Here is an 18,931-nt window from a genome sequence, read left to right as displayed (position 1 = left end):
GCCGGCCGGGGAGACCGATTTCAGCAATTCTCAAGGGTGGCAGTGGCCAAACCGGGAAAGTCTGTAATCAGGCTGTCAACGCCGAAGTCGGCGAGTCTGCGCATCAGTGCAGGCTCGTTGACGGTCCACACCGACACATGCAGGCCCTGACGCTGCGCCTTCTGCAGGCGTTCCGGCGTACACAGCGTCCAGTTCAACGCGAGAATTTCGCAACCGTAGCTGGCCGCCACCTTCAGCGGATCGAGCCAGGCGTATTCGGCCACCAGGCCACGGGATACGTCCGGTACCAGATCCAGCGCTGCCTTCAAGACTTCCCGTGAACTCGAGGTGATCGTCACCTTGTCGAGCAGGCCGTGGCGCTGAGCCATTTCCCGAATCGCCAGCACGGTAGTCGCCGCGCGGGTGCGTGAAGCGCTTTTGACTTCCAGCTGCCAGTGCTCGAAATCACATTGCTCGAACAATTCTTCCAGCGTCGGAATCGGGCACGGCTGAATCCAGCCCGGGCCACCCTTGCGCGCGTCGTAGGTCACCAGTTCGGCAGCGGTGTGCTCGACGACTTTGCCGCGACGGTCGGTGGTGCGCTTGAGCGTCGGGTCATGGATGACCATCAGCTCGCCGTCCTTGGACAGGTGCAGATCCAGTTCGCAGCGGCGCACGCCGTGCTTGAGGCATTCCTGAAAGCTGCTCAGGGTGTTTTCCGGTGCTTCGCCCTTGGCGCCGCGGTGGCCGTAGATGAGGGTCACGGTGCTTCCTTAAGTTAAATGCCAGATTCGTTCTGTTCGCGGGCCAGACGGCGTTCCTGAGCCTGCTTCTGCAAAATGTAGCGAGCGAGCAACTGGCGCTGGGCATCGGTCGGGCGCTCGAACTCGGTGCCGACGTCATAGCCATCGCCCTTGGGATCGCAATGGGTGACCCGGGCGCGCAGCAGCAGGCCAAGCGCCTGCGGCATCAGCACCAGTTTCACCGACAGGTGCGCGCCGGTGGCAATCGGGGTCGGGTACTGAAAGTCGATCCCGCCCTCGGAGATGATCACCGGCTGCGGCTCGCCGATGTGTCCGAGCACCGTCAGGGCGATTACCTGGCTGAGCAGGTCGATGCGTTTGTTCTGCGATTTGAGGAACGCCGCGATGGCGCGGTCGCGCTCGCTGATCTGTCGCAACAGGTGCTGCGACTCGAATTCGCTCAGGTGCAGTTCGCTGAGCAGGTTGAACAGTGGGGAAGCATCCTGCAACACTTCCTGGCCTGCGGCTTCGGGAGCGGACAGGGGCCGAATTTCCAGTGCGATCGTGTCCTCGATACGGTAGTATTCGCGGCGATCTTCTTCATCTAATGTCGACATGGCGAACCCATGGTAGCGGCGGTGGTCTGAGTGTAAAGCTGGTTTTCGACCCCCGCCACAAGGACGTTCCTTTTCCCTCCGAACAAGCCCCGACATGTTCAGACCTCTCTTCGTATTTATCGGCACGCGTTATACCCGTGCAAAGCGTCGCAATCATTTTGTGTCATTCATTTCCCTGACTTCGATGATCGGGCTCGCCCTTGGCGTGGTCGTGATGATCGTCGTGCTGTCGGTGATGAACGGCTTCGACCATGAGATGCGCACCCGCGTGCTGGGTATGGTGCCCCACGCCACTCTCGAGACCGGTGAGCCTATCAACGACTGGCAAAGCCTGGCCGACAAGGTCAGGCAGAACCGGCAGGTGACGGCGGTGGCGCCGTTCACCCAGATGCAGGGCCTGCTGACCAACAACGGTCAGGTTTCCAAGGTGTTGCTCAATGCCATTGATCCTGCGCTCGAGCGCAATGTGTCGATCATCGACAACTTCATGAAGCAGGGCAAACTCGACGACCTGACGCCCGGCAGCTTCGGCATCGTCATCGGCGACAAGGCCGCGACCAAGCTCGGCGTCGGCATCGGTGACAAGGTCACCTTCGTCGCACCGGAGGTCAGCGTGACCCCGGCCGGGATGTTCCCGCGCATGAAGCGCTTCACCGTGGTCGGGATTTTCCATGTCGGCGCCGGTGAGCTCGACGGCTACCTCGGCGTGACCAATCTGCAGGATCTGGCGAAAATGCACCGCTGGAAAGCCGATCAGGTGCAGGGCCTGCGGCTGAAGTTCGACGACCTGTTCCAGGCGCCGCGCGAGGCGTGGAACATCGCCCAGCAGCTCGGCGAAGATCGTTACTACGCCCGCGACTGGACCCGCACCCACGGCAACCTGTATCAGGCGATCCGCATGGAAAAAGCCATGATCGGGCTGCTGTTGCTGCTGATCGTCGCCGTCGCCGCGTTCAACATCATTTCCACGCTGGTGATGGTGGTGAACGACAAGAAGGGTGACATCGCCATTCTGCGTACCCTCGGCGCCACTCCGGGCACGATCATGCGCACGTTCATGGTTCAGGGCACAGTGATCGGCGTGGTCGGTACGGCCATCGGCGCGGTGGTCGGGATCCTCGCGGCACTGAATGTCAGTGCGGCCATTTCGGCGCTTGAAGGGCTGATCGGCCACAAGTTCCTTAATGCTGACGTGTATTTCATTGATTATCTTCCTTCGCAGGTACAGAGCCAGGACGTCGTCATGGTCTGCGCCGCTGCGTTGGTCCTGAGTTTCCTCGCCACCCTGTATCCCGCCTGGCGTGCCGCGCGCACCCAGCCGGCGGAGGCGTTACGTTATGAGTGAGTCGGGCATGAGTGAACAAGCAATTCTGAGCTGCCGTAACCTGGGCAAATCCTACGAGGAGGGGCCTGAGTCGGTACAAGTGCTGGCCGGCCTGCAACTGGAGTTGCACCCGGGCGAGCGTGTGGCGATCGTGGGTAAATCCGGTTCCGGCAAAAGTACCTTGCTCAACCTGCTCGGCGGCCTCGATACGCCGAGCAAGGGCAGCGTCTGGCTCGACGGTGAAGAACTGTCGGCGTTGAGCGAGAAGAAGCGGGGCCTGCTGCGCAATCGCGCGCTTGGTTTCGTTTACCAGTTTCACCACCTGCTGCCGGAATTCACCGCGCTGGAAAACGTCTGCATGCCGCTGTTGATCGGCAAGACCGCCATCCCGGAGGCGCGCCAGCGTGCCACGGCATTGCTGGAGCGCGTCGGTCTGGGCCATCGTCTGGAACACAAACCGGCGGAACTCTCCGGCGGCGAACGTCAGCGCGTGGCCATTGCCCGTGCACTGGTGAACAACCCGGGGCTGGTGATGCTCGATGAGCCAACCGGCAACCTCGACCTGCATACCGCCGAAGGCATTCAGGATCTGATGCTGGAGCTGAGCACTTCGATGCGCACGGCGTTCCTGGTGGTGACGCACGACATGAACCTGGCTCGCCAGATGGACCGCGTCCTGCAGTTGCAGGAAGGTTGCCTGACCCCCATCTGAATGGCTGAAACCCGGCGCCCGTAACGGTGCCGGGTCTTTTATTTCTACACGGTGCCCCAGCGAATGTTCAGACCGTTATCGATCTTTATCGGCACGCGCTATACCCGCGCCAAGCGCCGCAATCGCTTTGTTTCGTTCATTTCGATGACCTCGATGATCGGCCTCGCCCTCGGCGTGCTGGCGATGATCGTAGTGCTGTCGGTGATGAACGGCTTTCAGCGCGAAATGAGCTCGCGCATCCTTGGCATGGTGCCCCAAGCGACCATCGTTGGCGTCAAGCCGATCGATGACTGGCAGCCAGTCGCTGCCGCTGCGATGAAAAATCCCGAAGTGACTGCCGCCGTGCCGTTCACCGAGATGGAAGGCATGCTGTCCTACAAGGGTTCGATGCAGCCGATTCAGATCAGCGGCGTTGATCCGGCCCAGGAAGGCAAGGTGTCGATCGTTGCCCAGCACATCGTCCAGGGTCGCCTCGATGCCTTGAAGCCGGGCGAATTCGGTGTGGTGATCGGTGAAATCACCGCGCGGCGTTTCCGCCTCAATGTCGGCGACAAGATCACTCTGATCGTCCCGGAAGTCAGCACCGCGCCGGGCGGTATCACCCCGCGCATGCAGCGCCTGAATGTGGTTGGCGTGTTCAAGGTCGGCGCCGAGCTGGACGGCTCGATGGGCCTGATTCACGTCGCCGACGCCGCGACCATGCAGCACTGGCAGCCGAATCAGGTGCAGAGCGTGCGTCTGGCGGTCAAGGATCTGTACGCCGCGCCGAAGGTGTCTGCGGACATTGCCGGTGGCCTCGGCGCCGACTTCAAGGCTGACGACTGGACTCACACCCAGGGCAGCCTGTTCAGCGCGATGAAGATGGAAAAAACCATGATCGGCCTGCTGTTGCTGATGATCGTCGCGGTGGCGGCATTCAACATCATTGCGACGCTGATCATGGTGGTGAACGACAAGGGCGCGGACATCGCGATCCTGCGCACGATCGGCGCCACACCACGGCAGATCATGGCGATCTTCATGGTGCAGGGCACGGTGATCGGTATTGTCGGCACCATCATTGGCGGCGTGCTGGGCGTGATTGCGGCGCTCAATGTCAGTGAGCTGGTCGGCTGGGTCGAGCGTGTGACCGGCCAGCATATCTTCAGTTCGGACGTGTATTTCGTCAGCAACCTGCCCTCGGAACTGCAGGGTGGGGATGTACTGTTGATCTGCTCGGCGGGTTTCATCCTGAGCTTCCTGGCGACGGTGTATCCGGCGTGGCGGGCGGCGAAGATTGAGCCGGCGCATGCGCTGAGATATTCGTAAGCGACTCCACGCTCGTTCCCACGCTCTGCGTGGGAATGCCTCAACGGACGCTCTGCGTTCGGCTCTTGAAGGGACGCGGAGCGTCCCGGGCTGCATTCCCACGCAGAGCGTGGGAACGATCAGGTCCGAGGCAACTCGATTACAAACCGCGTCCAACCCGCTTCAGATTCGCAATGAATCTGCCCGCCATGGGCACGCACGATCGACTGGGTAATTGCCAAGCCCAACCCCGCATGTTCACTGCTGCCTTCCTGCCGTGCAGGGTCCGCCCGATAGAACCGGTCAAACAAACGTGGCAGCACGTGCGCTGAAATCCCTTGGCCACTGTTCTCGACGCAAACGCGCACAGCTTTCGCCTCGTCGACGATGCTCAAGCGAACGTACCCCTCGGCCGGGGTAAACCGCAGCGCGTTATCCAGCAGATTCGACAAGGCCCGGCGCAACATGCCGCGATCACCTTCGATTTGCGCCTCACCTTCACGGCTCAAACTCACGCCAGCGTCTTCCGCCAATGGCGCAAAAAACTCCAGCAGCATGTCGGCCTCATCCGCCAGCTCCAGTGTTTCGCGCTTGGGCATCAGCAAGCCGTGGTCAGCCTTGGCCAGGTAGAGCATGTCGTTGACCAGTTGCGCCATCCATTGCAGTTCTTCGAGGTTGCTGTGCAGCGCTTCGCGGTAATCCTCCAGTGCCCGAGGGCGGGTGAGGGTGACCTGGGTGTGGGTCAGCAGATTCGACAGTGGCGTGCGCAGCTCATGGGCGATGTCGGCGGAGAACGCCGAGAGGCGCTGAAACGAGTCGTCGAGGCGTGCGAGCATGGCGTTGAAGCTGTAGGCCATTTCTGCAAGCTCTGGCGGCATCTTCTCTTCAGGCAGTCGGGCGTTGAGCGATCGCGCAGAAATCCCACGGGCCACTGCGCTCATCCGCCGCAACGGGCGCAGACCGCTGCGCGCGGCCCAGGCCCCGAGCACGGCAGTAGCCAGCGCCGACAGGCCGACGGTCAGCCAGATCAGATGCTGCATGCGCGTAAGAAAATGCTGGTGATGGGTGATGTCCAGCAGCAGCGTCAGTTGCGGCGAATCCGCTGTGTCTGGGTAGAGCGGGGCGCGCAGCACGCGGTAATCGGTGCCGTCATGGCTGATGGTCGACAGGCCTGTTTGCAGCGGCAGATTCTTCGGAATCTGCACCGAGCTGTCATACCAGTGCTGACCGTCGCCACTGGTAATGCGCAACGACAGATCCGCCTGACGGCTGAGTTCATCGGCCAGCCGCGCCTCGCGCTGGGCAGGTTGGAGATCCTGCAAGGCGCGGCGCAGGCCGATCAGTTTCGTCTCCAGTTGTTGCTGGTCAAGCTCGATGAAGTGCGCCTCGCTGGCGCGGTCGAACAGCACCCCGGCGAACAGCGAGACCACCGCAGTGCAGGCGGCAAACAACAGCGCCAGGCGCGTGCTCAAGGACAGGCTACGCATCACAGCGAACGCTCTTCGAGCACGTAACCCATGCCGCGCACGGTGTGGATCAACTTGTTGGGGAAGTCATCGTCGATCTTCAGGCGCAAGCGGCGGATCGCCACTTCGATGACGTTGGTGTCGCTGTCGAAATTCATGTCCCAAACCTGCGAGGCGATCAGCGATTTGGGCAGGACTTCACCCTGACGGCGCAGGAGCATTTCCAGCAGGGCGAATTCCTTGGCGGTCAGGTCGATGCGCTGGCCGCTGCGTTCGACCCGGCGGCGGATCAGATCCAGGCGCAGATCGGCCAGTTGCAGGCTGGTTTCCTGGGCAATTGCGCTGCCGCGTCGCAACAGGCTGCGCACCCGGGCGAGCAATTCGGAGAAGGCGAATGGCTTGACCAGATAATCGTCGGCGCCCAGTTCGAGGCCGTGAACCCTGTCCTCCACGGCGTCTTTGGCGGTGAGAAAAAGTACCGGCGTTTCGAGGCCAGCGCTGCGCACCGCTTGCAGAATCTGCCAGCCACTGCGCCCGGGCAGCATCACATCGAGGATCAACAGCGCGTAATCGCCGCTCAAGGCCAATTGCTGGCCGCTGATGCCATCGGCCACCAGCTCGGTATTGAATCCGGCCTCGGTCAGGCCCTGACGCAGGTATTGGCCGGTTTTCGCTTGGTCTTCGACGATCAACAGTTTCATGGGCGACTCGGGCTGCTTCGGGATGAAAAAGGGCGAGGGCGTTATACCGTGAGATCCGGCGATAAGCGCCAAGCTGACAAAGTTGTAATCTGCCTGTCAGGTCGATGCCAGCACTGGGTGGTTAGAGTTTCCCACAGGCTGAACCTTGTCTCGTTGGAGTACGACCATGTTTTTGCGCACCTCGCTGAAAATAGCCACCTGTCTGCTGGCATTGAGTTCGCCAGCCTGGGCGGCACCCGCGCACACCTTCGCCTTCGGCCAGCCGGCAGCGGCGAGCCAGGCTACGCGCAGTATCGAAATCGTCATGGGCGACATGAACTTCGACCCGAAAGCCATACAGGTCAAGGCCGGTGAGACGGTTCGCTTTGTACTGGTGAATAAAGGCCAGTTGCTGCATGAATTCAACCTCGGTGATGCGGCGATGCATGCCAGTCACCAGCAGGAAATGTTGCAGATGCAGCAAAGCGGCATGCTAACGCCTACCGGCATGAAAGAAATGTCCCACGACATGGCGGGCATGAATCACGCGGCGATGGGCCACGGCATGCAGCATGACGACCCCAACAGCGTGCTGGTCGAGCCCGGTAAAACCGCCGAGTTGACCTGGACCTTCAGCAAGGCCACGGTGCTCGAGTTTGCCTGCAATATCCCCGGGCATTATCAGGCGGGCATGGTCGGCAAACTGACAGTCAGTCAGTAAGCACTCAAAGGCGCGGGCAAAGGCTGGTAGAATCCGCTGATTCTTCAGTCAGGTTTCCGCCATGCATCCCGCAGCCGAACATTCGCCGCTGGGCAAATCCAGCGAATACATCGCCACGTACACGCCGTCCCTGCTGTTCCCGATTCCGCGCACCGCGAAATGGGCCGAGCTGGGCCTGACCGCCGAAACCCTGCCGTATAAAGGCGTGGATTTCTGGAACTGCTTCGAGCTGTCGTGGCTGCTGCCCTCGGGCAAGCCGGTGGTGGCGATCGCTGAATTCAGCATCCCGGCGGACTCGCCGAACATCATCGAATCGAAGTCGTTCAAGCTCTACCTCAACTCGCTGAACCAGACGCCGTTCGCTGACGTTGCCACATTGCAAGCGACGCTGGTCAAGGATCTGTCCGCCGCTGCCGGTAAACCTGTGGGCGTTCGGGTTCGCAGTCTGAAGGACGTCGAAGCTGAAGGCGTGGTGGCGTTGCCGGGCGTGTGCATCGACGATCTGGATATCAGCGTGAGCAACTATGAGCACCCGCGTCCGGAGCTACTGCGTTGCGATGATTCGCGCGTGGTCGAGGAGAGCGTGCACAGCCATCTGCTCAAATCCAACTGCCCGGTGACCAGCCAGCCGGACTGGGGCAGCGTCGTGGTGGAATATCGCGGCGCGGCGCTGGATCACGCCAGCCTGCTGGAGTACATCGTCAGCTTCCGCCAGCATTCGGACTTCCATGAACAATGCGTTGAGCGGATTTTCCTCGATCTGCAGCGGTTGTTGAAACCTGAAAAGCTCACCGTGTTTGCACGTTACGTTCGCCGGGGTGGGCTGGATATCAATCCGTATCGCAGTACCGAAAGCGTACAACTGCCGAATCATCGGCTCGTACGTCAATAAAGATCCTGAATGTGCGACATCCAATGTGGAAGCGAGTCTGCTCGCGAATGCGGTGTGTCATTAAACGATGATGTCGACTGACACGACGCCTTCGCGAGCAGGCTCGCTCCCACAAGGGCTTGCATGCACATTTTGCAAATGAAAAAGCCCTGCCATCGCTGGCAGGGCTTTTTTGTGCGGCGGGGCGTCAGATGCCCATGCTGCCCAGCGCGTTGACGATGTTGCGCAGGGTGCCGGCGATCGCCGGGTGTTCGACTTCGAAGCGCTCCACGGCAAGGTTCACCCCGTCCACCAGGTTGTTGTCCTGTAGCTGATTTTCCAATTGAATTTCTGCTTCGATCTGCGCCATCAACCGGTGTAAGTTTTCACGTTCAGACTCGGACAGAGGCGGGTTCTGCTCCAATTGATCACGCAAGGTGTTGAGCTGATCCTGCAGTTCTCGTCGGGCGGGCATGGTGGTTTCCTTTTATCAATAGGCACTGGCATTGACCGCAGCCACGCGCCAAAGGTCTATGGCTGACCTTTAGATTAATCCACTCTCGGTAAACCTGCATGACGCCGGTCAGGGCTTTTCGCCTTTGGCGCGGCGCAAGCTGATGTCGGCGAGGCAGGCGTCCAGTTCGCCGAGATGATCGATCACCGAATGCACACCCAGGCCGAACAACTGCACGGTGGCCTTGCCGCGCAACTTTTCGCGTTCCTTTTGCGACAGAACCTGCCACTCGCTCGGGCTCAGGCCGCACAGCGAGCCGCAGGACGCCAGGCCAATCGTCCATAACCCGGCATTCAGACCGGCCTGTAACAGGCGCGGCTCACCACTGACCAGCACGCAACCGTCGAGGCGGTCGATGTTCAAACTCATCAACGCCTGCCAGCACGCGTTGGGCGCTGGCCATGGATTCATTGTTGCTGAATGTTGCGTCGGTTTGATCCAGTCCGGCAGCGACGCGGCCAGTGGCTGAGCGAGGGCAGGGGGCAATTCGTCGAGCCACGCGCAGGGAATTCCCTGGCGCTGCAAACTTTTCAGGCTATCGAGTGCGCCCGGTGTAGTTTTGGCATGTTCCGGCTGGGAGTTGAGCTCTTGCGCGGCGCGGGCACCGAAATCCACCAGGCAACCGCTCAGGCCGAACAGCACGGCAGTCAGGCCGGGCGCGGCGACGGGCAAGGTTTCGGCGTGAGTCATGGCAACGTCCCTGAAATAACGCTCAAGACTAAGGCGCTGGGGTGACAGTTGCATGACAGGCGGGTGAAAGCCTGCGTAGGAAACTTCCTGCATATCGTTGCAGCGGCGCACTGCCCAAATCGCCGTTTACGCTTATACTAGCGGCCTTAATGCCCGGGCCGAGAGGACCGCGCCAGTATCGAATCCAAGGAGTTTTTCTATGCGCTGGAGCCCTTCGCTCACTCAGCTAAGTGTATGTGCCAGCCTGTTGCTGGCGCCGTTCGCCACCCAGGCGGCCACCGAAGAAGACCCTTGGGAAAGCGTCAACCGGCCGATTTTCCAGTTCAACGACTTCGTTGACACCTACGCGCTGAAGCCACTGGCCCAGGGTTATGAGTTCATCACCCCGCAGTTCGTTGAAGACGGCATTCACAATATGTTCCGCAACGTCGGTGACGTGACCAACCTGGCGAACAACATTCTCCAGGCCAAACCGGCTGCGGCGGGCGTTGATACCGCCCGACTGATCTTCAACACCACCTTCGGTCTGCTCGGCTTCTTTGATGTCGGCACCAAGATGGGCTTGAACCGCAGCGACGAAGACTTCGGTCAGACCCTCGGTTACTGGGGCGTGGGCAGCGGCCCGTACGTTATGCTGCCGCTGATGGGGCCGAGCACCCTGCGTGACGCACCGTCGAAATATGTCGACAGCTTCACCGGCGCGTACCGCTACATCGACCACGTGCCGACGCGTAACTCGATCTTCGGCCTGAACATCGTCGACACCCGCGCCAGCCTGCTGTCGAGCGAGAAGCTGATCAGCGGCGACAAATACACCTTCATCCGCAACGCTTACCTGCAGAACCGCGAGTTCAAGGTGAAGGACGGTCAGGTCGAAGACGATTTCTGATTTTGACCGGTGATGAAAAAGGCGGCCCTCGGGTCGCCTTTTTTGTCCGCGCCAGAGCGTCGCCTGCGACTGCCACTACCTTCCATCGGGTTACCGTTGGAGCGGTTCTTATAACTCCCGGTGATTTGACAAACAAAGTCGTCAAGCGACAATCGGCGCATGCTTGAAACGCTCTGCGGATGGGAGTACCGTCTGCGCCTTAGAAGGGCACCTCTGTTTAAAACCGCGCGCCAGGCGAATGCTTGAAAGCGCTGCAACAGAGAGGCTAGAAAGCGAATCCAGTAGTCTGCGCAGGGCCGTTGCCCCGCTCACTACGCCAACCTAATTCTGGCGCCGTTTGCCCACATGCCAAAAACCAGTGCCACGCTGCTGATAATCGATGATGACGAGGTAGTGCGCGCGAGCCTCGCGGCCTATCTGGAAGACAGTGGTTTCAGCGTCCTGCAGGCCGGCAACGGTCAACAGGGTCTTCAGGTATTCGAGCAAGACGAGCCCGATCTGGTCATCTGCGATCTGCGCATGCCGCAGATGGGCGGTCTCGAACTGATCCGTCAGGTTACCGAGCGCTCACCGGAGACGCCGGTGATCGTGGTCTCGGGTGCCGGGGTAATGAACGACGCAGTCGAGGCCCTGCGCCTGGGTGCGGCGGATTACCTGATCAAGCCTCTCGAAGATCTGGCTGTGCTCGAGCACTCCGTGCGCCGGGCCCTGGATCGTGCGCGGCTGCTGCTGGAAAACCAGCGCTACAGCGAGAAGCTGGAAAAGGCCAACCGCGAGCTTGAAGCCAGCCTGAACCTGCTCCAGGAAGACCAGAACGCCGGTCGCCAGGTGCAGATGAACATGCTGCCGGAAAGCCCGTGGAGCATCGACGAATTCAACTTTGCCCACCAGATCATCCCGTCGCTGTACCTGTCGGGTGATTTTGTCGACTATTTCCGCGTTGACGAGCGCCGGGTCGCGTTTTATCTGGCGGATGTTTCCGGGCATGGTGCGTCATCAGCCTTCGTCACCGTGCTGTTGAAGTTCATGACCACGCGTTTGCTCTTCGAGTCAAAACGCAGCGGTACCTTGCCGGAGTTCAAACCTTCGGAAGTGCTCGGTCATATCAACCGGGGGCTGATCAGTTGTAAGCTGGGTAAACACGTCACAATGGTCGGTGGAGTCATCGACGAGGAGACCGGTTTGTTGACCTATAGCATCGGCGGCCATCTGCCTTTGCCTGTGTTGTACACGCCTGACAGTGTTCGTTATCTCGAAGGCCGTGGTCTGCCGGTGGGGCTTTTCAACGAAGCCACCTACGAAGACCACGTGCTTGAGCTGCCGCCGACGTTCAGCCTGACGCTGATGTCTGATGGCATTCTGGACCTTTTGCCGGAAGCAACGCTCAAAGAAAAAGAGGCTGCTTTGCCCGAACGGGTGAAGTCGGCGGGCGGCAGCCTGGATGGTCTGCGGCAAGTGTTTGGTTTGGCCACGCTAGGGGAGATGCCGGATGATATCGCCCTGTTGGTGTTGAGCAGGAATCTTTAATGAGTACCGGTAGAATCCAGTTCGCCGAGCAGGACGGCACCTTTGTCCTGAAGTTCGTCGGTGAAGTTCGCCTGACCCTGTGTTCGGCGTTGGATGCGACTATTGAGAAAATCTTCACCGCGCTGAATTTCAACGCGATCGTGATCGATTTGACCGAAACCCGCAGCATCGACAGCACCACCCTCGGCCTGCTGGCCAAACTGTCGATCCTGTCGCGGCAGAAGGTCGGCCTGTTGCCGACGGTTGTCACCACCCACGAAGACATCACTCGGCTTTTGCAGTCGATGGGCTTCGAGCAGGTGTTCAACATCGTCAACCACCCGGTGCCGTGCCCGGAGTGCCTGGACGACCTGCCGGATCAGGACCAGTCCGAGGAAGTGGTGCGAATCAAGGTGCTGGAAGCGCACAAGATTCTCATGGGCCTGAACGATTCCAATCGTGAAGCGTTTCATGATCTGGTCAATGCCCTGGAAAGACACTGACCTCATGAATTGATGGTGTCTGGGCTGGCCTCATCGCGGGCAAGCCCGCTCCCACAATGATCGCGTGAAACCTCAAACTTAGGTTCTCCACATACCCTGTGGGAGCGGGCTTGCCCGCGATGGCGTCGGGTCGGTCGATACATTTATCAGTGCAGGCAAATGAAAAAGGGCGAACCCTCACAGGTTCGCCCTTTTTGCGTTCTACAAACTCAAATCACAGCTTGGCCTGCAGCAATGCTTCCAGTTTTTCCTGGTCGCGGGCGAACTGACGGATGCCTTCAGCCAGTTTCTCGGTGGCCATCGCGTCTTCGTTGGACAACCAGCGGAATTGCGCTTCGTTGAGGCTCAGACGCGCTTCACCGGCATTGCCCGGCGCCAGTTTGCGTTCCAGCTTGCCGGTATCGGCGGCCAGCTTCTCCAGCAGTTCCGGGCTGATCGTCAGGCGATCGCAGCCAGCCAGTTGCTCGATCTGGTTGATGTTACGGAAGCTGGCGCCCATGACCACGGTCTTATAGTCGTTGGCCTTGTAGTAGTTGTAGATGCGCGTCACCGACTGCACGCCCGGATCATCGGCGCCGGTGTAGTCGTTGCCGTTGGCCTTCTTGTACCAGTCGTAGATGCGGCCCACGAACGGCGAGATCAGGAACACCCCGGCGTCGGCGCAGGCGGCGGCCTGGGCGAAGGAGAACAGCAGCGTCAGGTTGGTCTGGATGCCTTCCTTCTCGAGGATCTCGGCGGCGCGGATGCCTTCCCAGGTCGAGGCGATCTTGATCAGCACGCGGTCACGGCCAACGCCGGCCTTGTCGTACAGCTCGATCAGGCGATGCGCACGCTTGAGGATCGCATCCTGGTCGAAGGACAGGCGCGCATCCACTTCGGTGGAGATGCGGCCTGGAACCACGTTGAGAATTTCCTTGCCCACTGCGACGCCGAAACGGTCGCTGGCCAGGCCTACATCGCCCTTGCAGTCGCGAACGCAATCGTTCAGCAGTTCGGCGTAACCGTGAATCGCCGAAGCCTTGAGCAGCAGGGAAGGGTTGGTGGTGGCATCGGTCGGTTTGACTCGGGCGATCGCTTCGAAGTCGCCGGTGTCGGCAACCACGGTGGTGAACTGTTTGAGTTGTTCCAGCTTGGAAGTCATGGGCGTGCTCTATCCTATGGGTCTGAAGACATTACCCGAGCGCTGACGGGCACTCAAGGGTGCATTCGTGGATCGATGGCCCCTGCGGCAACAACCTGAAAACGATTGTTTGAAAGGCGGGGCGCGGTGTCGCTGAATACGATGCCAAAACAGCCCACAGGTTCAAAGCAACCGACCTGTGAACAGGCCGGTCGCCCAACGCCTACTCAGCGTTCAACACACCTTCCACGGACAACCGCGCCGGTTTTGGCTGGCCGTCAGAGGTCAGAAAGCCGAAGTTCTTCTCGCGATCGTTGCTGCCTGAATCACTGTTCCGCCATTCATAGATAGAGGTCAGGGGAATATTGAGGCGTTTAACGTCGGTAATAAACGCGTTGATCTTGGTCGCTTGCCCCTCAGGACCACCGTTGGAGGCGAGGGCCGAAACCCCCCATTCACTGATGACCCCCGGCAGATTGAAGTTCTGCTGGATGAAGGTCTGCGCGTTGCTGATCTGCGTGGCGGTCATGCCGTAAGGGTGGTAGGACACGGCGTTCAAGCATTTGGGGTACTCGCTGACGATGCTTTTCAGCGCCACCGTCGACGCCGAGCCCGCGCTTGGCGGCCGGGCGAAGCCGAAACCGACCCGTGGTGTCGTCTGTGGCTGAGCTTCGAAGGCCTTGCACATGCCGGCCATGAACGGCACGAACGTTGTATCGAAATTGCGCGTCGGCCAATAGGTTTCCAGGTCCGGCTCGTTCCAGATTTCGATCGCCACCAATTGCGAGCTCCAGGATTTTTCCAGCCCGGTCACGGTGTTGGCGAACTTACCGCCGGCGGCGTTCAGCTCCTCCGGCGAAGTGGCCGGCAGTGCCTTGATCGCGCGCACCGTCAGCAGCACCGGCAGGCCGGCGGAAGCGGCGGCGGCGAAGGCGTCGCTGACCTGTTTCTGATACGTCTTGGCGGTGAGGCTGTCACTCCACACACCGAAGCGCACAAAGCTGAAGCCGGCGGCCTTGATTTGCGCGGCATCGGCGGCGGTGAAGCTCTGGATTTTCACCTGCACGCCGATGGTTTTCGCTGGAAGGTTGGGAAACAGCTCACTGGCGTGAACCTGGCTGGCGGCACCGAGCGCCATCAGGGCGAGGGCGGCGAGTTTATTGCGCTGTGCTGTTTTCATGTCTGCTCTCCTGAAGAGAATGACAACTACGAATATTTATCCCGTTACTCAATTTCCGATAACGGTGATGGCACTAAGTGCGCGAATGTTATTTTTTGTCAGGAAAACAGCAACTGAAAATCACAGTTATTTTTAGTCCGCTAATTGTGGTTGGGGCGGCTTAAAACGCTGTGGTACTTAATGTTCCTGTACTAACAGGGCGAAGCTATTTCTGAGTGCAGGAAAGTCGTGAGGGTTCATTAACTTTCGCGACATGTTGGCTGTTTGATATTACACAGGAAAGCAAGACTTGTTCAAAAAGATCCTCGTTGTCTGCGTGGGCAATATATGCCGAAGTCCGACGGCCGAACTGCTGCTGCGCAACGCGCTGGGGCCGTCCGCCATCACGGTGTCCTCCGCCGGCCTGTCCGCCCGCGTGGGCGAGGGCGTGGAAGCCTCGGCGCGGCAGGTTCTCGAAGAACACGGGCACCGTGCCGAGGCCTTCAAGGCGCGGCAACTGACTTCGGACATCGTCAATGACTCGGACCTGATCCTGGTCATGGAAAAAGCCCACGTCAATCAAGTGCTGAAGATTGCCTCGCACGCCCGAGGCAAAGTGTTTCTGCTCGGCAAGTGGCAGAGCGAGCGCGAAATACATGATCCGTATCGTCAAGGCAAAGCCGCGTTTATTCATGCCCATGCATTGATTGAAGATGCTGTTAGTTCATGGGCGAAGCGCCTCGGGCATTGATGAATCTTCTTCAGAACAGTAAATGGTAAGAACAGACTTATGCAGTTACCGTCCGTAATCGGCACCCGCGACAAAGATCAAGACAGTATTGATCTGCTCGGCATCTTCGGCAGCCTGATCGACCAGAAGTGGCTGATCGGCGCGCTGACGGGCGCCTTCATGGTCACCGGCGTCGCCTATGCGGTTCTGGCGACGCCGGTGTACCTGGCGAACGCGCTGGTGCAGGTCGAACCGAAAAAGAACGACATGCTCGGTTTCTCCGACCTCAACAGCATGCTCGGTGGGCAATCGCCGTCGGTGACCGAAATCGGCATCATCAAATCCCGCGCGGTGATCGGCAAAACCGTTGACGACCTGCGCCTGGATATCGACGTCACCCCCAACACGTTCCCGTTGATCGGCGGCTTTCTTTCGCGGCGTTATCGCGGAGACAGCGAGACCAGCGTCGCGCCGCCGCGTTTCGGTTTGAACAGTTATGCCTGGGGCGGCGAACGTCTGGAATTCAATCGGCTGCAATTGCCGAAAGACCTGCTCGGCAAGAAACTTACCCTGATCGCCGGCGAGCAGCAGAGTTTTCAGCTGTTCGATGAAAACGACAATCTGCTCGCCGAAGGCGTGGCCGGCGAAGCGTTTGCCAATGACGGTGTAGAAGGGCAGATCGCGCACCTGATGGCCAACCCCGGCACGCGCTTTCAGGTGGTGCGCAATCCTCGGATCGTGACCATTCAGGGCTATCAGGACGCGCTGGATATCTCCGAACAAGGCAAGGAGTCGGGGATCATTCGTCTGGCGCTGGCCAGCTCCGACGCGGCCGAGGCGGTGAAGATCCTCAACAAGATCGCCTCGCTCTACGTCGAGCAAAACGTACGCCGCACTTCGGCGGAGGCCGCGCAGAGCCTGGCGTTTCTGCAGAGCCAGTTGCCCCAGGTCAAGCGTGATCTGGCCAAGGCCAGCGACGCTTTGAATGCCTACCAGACCCACGGCAAGACCGTGAACATTTCGCTGGAAACCCAGTCGGTGCTGGGCCAGTCGGTGGCGCTGGAAACGCGCATCTCCGAGCTGAAAATGCAGCAGGCTGAGCTCGATCGCAAGTTCACCAAACAGCACCCGGCCTATCGCGCCTTGATGACGCAGATCGGCGAATTGACCCAGCAGCAGAAATCCCTCGAAGGCAAGGTCCAGGACTTGCCGGCCACCCAGCAGGAATTGCTCAACCTGACCCGTGACGTCGAGGTGGCTTCGCAGATCTACACGCAGTTGCTGAACAAATCCCAAGAACTGGACATCGTCCGCGCCGGGGCCGTCGGCAACGTGCGCCTGATCGACACCGCCGATGTCGACCTGACCAATCCGATCAAACCGAAGAAACCACTGATCGTGCTGATCGCGACATTGCTCGGCGCGTTTGTCGGCGTGGCGCTGGTGCTGCTGCGCAAATCCCTCAGCCGTGGCCTTGAAGGCCCGGAAGGCATCGAGCAGTTGGGCCTGCCGGTTTACGCGTCGATTCCCTACAGCGCCTTGCAGGAGGAAGAGGACAACAAAAAGGGCCGCGCCCGCGATGGCGTCGACAAACCGGCGTACCTGCTGGCGCTGCGCAACCCGACCGATCTGTCGATCGAATCGATCCGCAGCCTGCGCACCTGCCTGCACTTTGCCGGGCTCGATTCGACCAACAACCGCATCATGATTTCCGGGCCGAGCCCGCAGGTCGGCAAGACCTTCGTCTCGTCCAACCTTGCGGCGGTCATGGCCCTGAGCGGCCAGCGCGTGGTGCTGATCGATGCCGACATGCGCAAAGGGCACCTGCACAAAACCCTCAACACGCCGATCAGCAATGGTTTGTCCGACCTGCTGGTCAAGCGCTGCACCCTTGAGCAGGCGATCAACAAAGTCGAAGTCGACAACCTGCATTTCATCAGCCGGGGGCAGGTGCCGCCCAATCCTTCCGAGCTGCTGATGCACGCCAACTTCCGCGAACTGCTGGCAGAACTCAGCGAGCGCTACGACCTGGTGATCATCGACACGCCGCCGCTTCTGGCGGTGACGGATGCCGCCATCGTCGGTCGCGAGGCTGGCATCAGCCTGATCGTCACCCGCTTCGGGGTGAACCCGGCCAAGGAGATTGAACTGACCATTCGCCGCTTCGCCCAGAACGGCATCGAGTTGAAAGGCGCGGTGTTCAACGGCGTCGAGAAGCGTGCGGCCAGCTATTACGGCGGCACTGGCTATTACAACTACGAATACGCGTCCGACAAATCCTGATGGTTGCCGATTGTTCTTTCCTGTTTGAAGTGGGTGAGTTGTGAAAAAAATACTGCACGTGGCAGAGACGATCAAAGGTGGCGTGGCGACGGTGATCCGCACGATCTCGGCATCGCCCGAAGACGACGCGGCGAATTATCAACTGGTCTATCTGGTCCCCGAGGATCAGGCCAAGGAGCTGCACGGCATCGCCCCACAGCAGGTGCGCACCTTTCCACGCAGTGGCCGCAACGTGCCGTCGCTGCTGCGTTTCGCCTGGCGTCTGAGCCAGGTGCTGCTCAAGGAAAAACCCGACGTGGTGCATTTGCACAGCACCTTTTCCGGGGTGATCGGCCGTGTGGTGTGTGTGCTGTTGCGACCATGGCGCAAGCCGAAAATCGTCTACTGCCCGCATGCGTTTTCGTTCCTGATGGAAAGCTCGCCGACCAAGCAGAAGGTCTACGCGTGGATCGAGCGCGTGCTGCAGAAAGTCACCGACGTGATCATCTGCGTCAGCCAGTACGAGCTGGATAAAGCCGCGCGTTTCGGTATCGAGCGCAAGCGCATGAAGCTGATCTACAACGGCATTCATCACAAGGATGACGCGCCAAAAACCGCTGGCGCCGAGCCGATTCATCTGCTGTTCGTCGGGCGCCTGGATTACCAGAAAGGCTTCGACGTGCTGCTCAAGGCCTACGCCAAGGTCAACCGCAACGACCTGAAACTCACCGTGGTCGGCAGTGCGGTCAACGAAGATTCGGTCGAGTGCCCGCCGATGGATTCGGTCGAGTACCTGCCATGGGTGACCCCGAGTGAAGTGCAGGCGCTGTATCAGAAAGCCGATGCGCTGATCGTGCCGAGTCGCTGGGAAGGCTTTGCCATGGTGCCGCTGGAAGGCATGGCCATGGGGCTGCCGGTGATTGCCAGCAACTGCACTTCACTGCCGGAACTGGTCACCAATGAAGTGTCCGGCTACGTCTTCCCCTCCGGCGATCACCAGGCGCTGGCCGACGTTTTGACGATCATCCAGAAGCCGCGCCTGCTCGACCTCGGCAACGAAGGCCGGAGCATTGTCCGCGAACGTTTCAGCGCCGCGTTGATGATCCGCCAGACCTACGACCTGTATCACGCTCCCACTTATTAAGTAGAACTCAAGCT

19 protein-coding genes are annotated in these 18,931 nt (G+C 60.0%); 11 read left to right on the top strand and 8 right to left on the bottom strand.

What is annotated here, in order from left to right; all coding sequences use genetic code 11:
- Nucleotides 1-20: 20 nt before the first annotated feature.
- Together AB4N73_RS12750 and AB4N73_RS12745 are read right to left on the bottom strand one after the other, a co-directional pair.
- Complete coding sequence (locus AB4N73_RS12750) at nt 21-743, bottom strand: glycerophosphodiester phosphodiesterase (RefSeq protein ID WP_056791501.1); 723 nt, start codon at nt 741-743, stop codon at nt 21-23.
- Between the two features lie 14 nt (nt 744-757).
- A complete protein-coding gene (locus AB4N73_RS12745) occupies nt 758-1,339 on the bottom strand; it encodes a PilZ domain-containing protein (protein WP_016775478.1) in 582 nt (193 codons plus the stop codon).
- Between the two features lie 94 nt (nt 1,340-1,433).
- Here AB4N73_RS12745 and AB4N73_RS12740 point away from each other — a divergent pair, with 94 nt between their 5' ends.
- The 3 genes from AB4N73_RS12740 (at nt 1,434) to AB4N73_RS12730 (ending at nt 4,683) form a co-directional block, all read left to right on the top strand.
- Entirely contained in the window at nt 1,434-2,684 is a 1,251-nt protein-coding gene (locus tag AB4N73_RS12740) for a lipoprotein-releasing ABC transporter permease subunit (protein ID WP_041477329.1), read from the top strand.
- Nucleotides 2,677-3,375, top strand: coding sequence for a lipoprotein-releasing ABC transporter ATP-binding protein LolD (gene lolD / locus AB4N73_RS12735; protein WP_024013628.1), 699 nt, complete (start codon nt 2,677-2,679; stop codon nt 3,373-3,375). Before AB4N73_RS12740 ends, lolD begins: the two co-directional genes overlap by 8 nt.
- Nucleotides 3,376-3,438: 63 nt before the next feature.
- A complete protein-coding gene (locus AB4N73_RS12730) occupies nt 3,439-4,683 on the top strand; it encodes a lipoprotein-releasing ABC transporter permease subunit (protein WP_460143542.1) in 1,245 nt (414 codons plus the stop codon).
- Between the two features lie 119 nt (nt 4,684-4,802).
- Here the strand turns inward: AB4N73_RS12730 and AB4N73_RS12725 are convergent, their stop codons facing one another.
- Both AB4N73_RS12725 and AB4N73_RS12720 read right to left on the bottom strand, forming a co-directional pair.
- Nucleotides 4,803-6,149 (bottom strand): heavy metal sensor histidine kinase, encoded by a 1,347-nt coding sequence (locus AB4N73_RS12725; protein WP_460143541.1) that lies wholly within the window; start codon nt 6,147-6,149, stop codon nt 4,803-4,805.
- The gene (locus AB4N73_RS12720; RefSeq protein ID WP_130903103.1) at nt 6,149-6,829 is read right to left on the bottom strand and encodes a heavy metal response regulator transcription factor; all 681 of its coding nucleotides are present in this window, start codon (nt 6,827-6,829) and stop codon (nt 6,149-6,151) included. The genes AB4N73_RS12725 and AB4N73_RS12720 overlap by 1 nt, the downstream gene beginning before the upstream one ends.
- 166 nt (nt 6,830-6,995) lie before the next feature.
- Here AB4N73_RS12720 and copI point away from each other — a divergent pair, with 166 nt between their 5' ends.
- Nucleotides 6,996-7,529, top strand: a complete 534-nt coding sequence (copI, locus tag AB4N73_RS12715; protein WP_256810619.1) for a copper-resistant cuproprotein CopI — start codon at nt 6,996-6,998, stop codon at nt 7,527-7,529.
- A 61-nt stretch (nt 7,530-7,590) separates the two neighbouring features.
- Complete coding sequence (gene queF, locus AB4N73_RS12710; RefSeq protein ID WP_460143540.1) at nt 7,591-8,421, top strand: NADPH-dependent 7-cyano-7-deazaguanine reductase QueF; 831 nt, start codon at nt 7,591-7,593, stop codon at nt 8,419-8,421.
- 187 nt (nt 8,422-8,608) lie between these two features.
- Here queF and AB4N73_RS12705 read toward each other — a convergent pair whose 3' ends face one another.
- A complete protein-coding gene (locus AB4N73_RS12705; RefSeq protein WP_056791483.1) occupies nt 8,609-8,875 on the bottom strand; it encodes a DUF4404 family protein in 267 nt (88 codons plus the stop codon).
- Between the two features lie 108 nt (nt 8,876-8,983).
- Nucleotides 8,984-9,604, bottom strand: a complete 621-nt coding sequence (locus tag AB4N73_RS12700; protein WP_460143539.1) for an HAD family phosphatase — start codon at nt 9,602-9,604, stop codon at nt 8,984-8,986.
- 199 nt (nt 9,605-9,803) lie between these two features.
- Between AB4N73_RS12700 and AB4N73_RS12695 the strand changes: the two genes are divergently transcribed.
- The 3 genes from AB4N73_RS12695 to rssC all read left to right on the top strand — a co-directional run bounded on the left by AB4N73_RS12695 (nt 9,804) and on the right by rssC (nt 12,502).
- Nucleotides 9,804-10,493 (top strand): MlaA family lipoprotein, encoded by a 690-nt coding sequence (locus AB4N73_RS12695; protein WP_016775470.1) that lies wholly within the window; start codon nt 9,804-9,806, stop codon nt 10,491-10,493.
- Between the two features lie 345 nt (nt 10,494-10,838).
- The gene (rssB, locus tag AB4N73_RS12690; RefSeq protein ID WP_041477317.1) at nt 10,839-12,020 is read left to right on the top strand and encodes a two-component system response regulator RssB; all 1,182 of its coding nucleotides are present in this window, start codon (nt 10,839-10,841) and stop codon (nt 12,018-12,020) included.
- A complete protein-coding gene (gene rssC, locus AB4N73_RS12685; RefSeq protein WP_003226553.1) occupies nt 12,020-12,502 on the top strand; it encodes an anti-sigma factor antagonist RssC in 483 nt (160 codons plus the stop codon). Before rssB ends, rssC begins: the two co-directional genes overlap by 1 nt.
- 214 nt (nt 12,503-12,716) lie before the next feature.
- Here the strand turns inward: rssC and tal are convergent, their stop codons facing one another.
- Together tal and AB4N73_RS12675 are read right to left on the bottom strand one after the other, a co-directional pair.
- Nucleotides 12,717-13,643, bottom strand: coding sequence for a transaldolase (tal, locus tag AB4N73_RS12680; RefSeq protein WP_016775468.1), 927 nt, complete (start codon nt 13,641-13,643; stop codon nt 12,717-12,719).
- Nucleotides 13,644-13,845: 202 nt separating this feature from the next.
- The gene (locus tag AB4N73_RS12675; RefSeq protein WP_095182384.1) at nt 13,846-14,802 is read right to left on the bottom strand and encodes a glycosyl hydrolase family 5; all 957 of its coding nucleotides are present in this window, start codon (nt 14,800-14,802) and stop codon (nt 13,846-13,848) included.
- A 289-nt stretch (nt 14,803-15,091) separates the two neighbouring features.
- Here AB4N73_RS12675 and AB4N73_RS12670 point away from each other — a divergent pair, with 289 nt between their 5' ends.
- The 3 genes from AB4N73_RS12670 to AB4N73_RS12660 are packed head-to-tail and all read left to right on the top strand — an operon-like array spanning nt 15,092 to nt 18,917.
- Nucleotides 15,092-15,532 (top strand): low molecular weight protein-tyrosine-phosphatase, encoded by a 441-nt coding sequence (locus tag AB4N73_RS12670; protein WP_150741248.1) that lies wholly within the window; start codon nt 15,092-15,094, stop codon nt 15,530-15,532.
- 39 nt (nt 15,533-15,571) lie between these two features.
- The gene (locus tag AB4N73_RS12665; RefSeq protein WP_460143538.1) at nt 15,572-17,794 is read left to right on the top strand and encodes a polysaccharide biosynthesis tyrosine autokinase; all 2,223 of its coding nucleotides are present in this window, start codon (nt 15,572-15,574) and stop codon (nt 17,792-17,794) included.
- 40 nt (nt 17,795-17,834) lie between these two features.
- Nucleotides 17,835-18,917 carry a glycosyltransferase gene (locus AB4N73_RS12660; protein ID WP_116657877.1) on the top strand — a complete coding sequence of 361 codons (1,083 nt, stop codon included), beginning with the start codon at nt 17,835-17,837 and terminating at the stop codon, nt 18,915-18,917.
- Nucleotides 18,918-18,931 lie beyond the last annotated feature (14 nt).

The sequence above is a fragment of the Pseudomonas sp. S3_B08 genome (assembly GCF_054667725.1).
The sequence above is the reverse complement of the archived record's forward strand: the minus strand, read 5'-3'. Positions and strand labels throughout refer to the sequence as shown.